Origin of the sequence: Marinicrinis lubricantis (assembly GCF_042658665.1) — a bacterium.
In the GTDB taxonomy this organism is placed as follows: domain Bacteria; phylum Bacillota; class Bacilli; order Paenibacillales; family KCTC-33676; genus Marinicrinis; species Marinicrinis lubricantis.
Map to the genome: position 1 here is coordinate 1 of NZ_JBHSQV010000087.1, position 2,239 is coordinate 2,239.

General features: G+C 44.3%; 1 protein-coding gene and 1 CRISPR repeat array. The gene reads right to left on the bottom strand.

Going from position 1 to position 2,239, the window contains the following annotated elements; translation table 11 throughout:
- Nucleotides 1-110: 110 nt before the first annotated feature.
- Entirely contained in the window at nucleotides 111-569 is a 459-nt protein-coding gene (locus ACFPXP_RS08205; protein ID WP_379893750.1) for a DUF6602 domain-containing protein, read from the bottom strand.
- 299 nt (nucleotides 570-868) lie between these two features.
- Nucleotides 869-2,089: direct repeats of the CRISPR family, unit length 32 nt; unit sequence ATTTCAATCCACGCACTCACGTGGAGTGCGAC.
- The last annotated feature ends 150 nt before the right edge of the window (nucleotides 2,090-2,239 follow it).

The window sequence follows — 2,239 nt, forward strand, 5'->3', positions numbered from 1 at the left end:
GATGAGTCTTACGGTTTGAAGTTTGAATTCCTTGTCGTACTTTTTCGTCATTTCGGACACCTCGATTATGAATGCTTTTATTGTCGCACTCTCGGTTCTCCGTGTCCAATTTAAAGTCTAGCATCAATGGCAATTCGGTCAGCAATTCTTGTAACTGAATCATCTGCAGTTTTTAGTCCTTCTAAGATTTCATACCAGTCGTTTATAGCATCTTTATTTAAACTTTGACTTTTGCATTCTACCACCACAGCAACGGCTTCAATCGGGATAAACTTCAAACGCCCATAGCGAAAAATATACGGGGTATAGGTTTTATCCAGAATAGCTAAATCAACTTCGTGGGAGACTATCCCTTTCGAGTCAATGATAAAAACGGAATGTTCGATAACAAATTTCTTGGGAACAATCATGTCAAACAACTGCGCCCAAATATCCTCACGGGCGGAACCTATACTTGTTCCATGCAAATCATGCTTCATATAGAGCTGACTCACTACGGATTTTTCAACCTGCCGATAATTCTTTGTAATGTTCTCAACTAATTTCTGTTTACGCTTTTCATCAGTCATTCGTTATCCCTCCAACTAAAGAACTACAAAAAATGAGATCTTTTGATATATTTCTACACCAATATACCAACTCCTTCCAAATGTATGCAAATATTCCCCATACTAAAAAGGGAACAAAAAACAAATAACTCCAAAGCAAGATGCTCTGGAGTAATAACTTTAAATTGTTAGAAGTAGTTGGACAAACTCTTACCTGCGGGGGCAATTTCGCACGCTCGCATGAGCAGGACTCTAGTCGAAGCGGTAGGAAGTCGTACTCTCAGGAAGTGTGATGGGCTCCTCCTCATGTTGTGCCTGCGAAATCACTCCACGTACTCACGTGGAGTGCGACCACAACGCAAGACGTAACCAACTTATCTCCGGACATTTCAATCCACGCACTCACATGGAGTGCGACGAGTCGCAACAGTTGCAAAACCGCCGTATTTTCATTTCAATCCACGCACTCACATGGAGTGCGACATCCACTATATTCTCTACAGTAGAATTCTTATAAATTTCAATCCACGCACTCACATGGAGTGCGACACTAATATAAGCTGCTTCCTAATTTCAATCCACGCACTCACATGGAGTGCGACGGGACGCATTACTGTACGGATGACGAATTCATAACAATTTCAATCCACGCACTCACATGGAGTGCGACATGGAATTCATTATCAGTTTTACACTGACTTAGATATTTCAATCCACGCACTCACATGGAGTGCGACTCAACACCGTCTTTACGATGCTGCCTTAACTCGTAATTTCAATCCACGCACTCACATGGAGTGCGACAAGCGATTCCCCATAGGACTTGGCGGTCATGGAGATTTCAATCCACGCACTCACGTGGAGTGCGACGGCGATAATCATTACAAACGGTGACACACTAGCCATATTTCAATCCACGCACTCACGTGGAGTGCGACATTAATGACAACGCGAGAGTCGCCGTAATATTTCGATTTCAATCCACGCACTCACGTGGAGTGCGACTCCTTGAAGTTAAACGAAGCAACGCCGGTCAATATTTCAATCCACGCACTCACGTGGAGTGCGACGTTTTGATAGGGTTACTAGATAGATTTATAGAGATTTCAATCCACGCACTCACGTGGAGTGCGACAATGGACGAGCCTGCACCGTCGTATGAGCTAATCATTTCAATCCACGCACTCACGTGGAGTGCGACCGCTATCATTGCGCTATTCGGCCGGTTGAACTTTACATTTCAATCCACGCACTCACGTGGAGTGCGACACGTCGGATGGCAAGTCGTACTCGCTGGAATCCGGAATTTCAATCCACGCACTCACGTGGAGTGCGACTCGCGGAAGGTTATTGTGATAAGCATAAGCCAGAGATTTCAATCCACGCACTCACGTGGAGTGCGACCCTGCAGTCATTTTGTCTAAATCCCCGAAGCCTGAAGATTTCAATCCACGCACTCACGTGGAGTGCGACAACCTGCATGAAAAACCTCCTTTTGATAGTCTCATAATTTCAATCCACGCACTCACGTGGAGTGCGACGTAGTCGGTACTCAAAAAGTTTACTGATGCTAGACTTTAAATTGGACACGGAGAACCGAGAGTGCGACAATAAAAGCATTCATAATCGAGGTGTCCGAAATGACGAAAAAGTACGACAAGGAATTCAAACTTCAAACCGTAAGACTCATC

Coding starts and splice junctions, on each gene's coding strand:
- ACFPXP_RS08205 (WP_379893750.1), bottom strand. CDS start 569: ATGACTGATGAAAAGCGTAAACAGAAATTAGTTGAGAACATTACAAAG.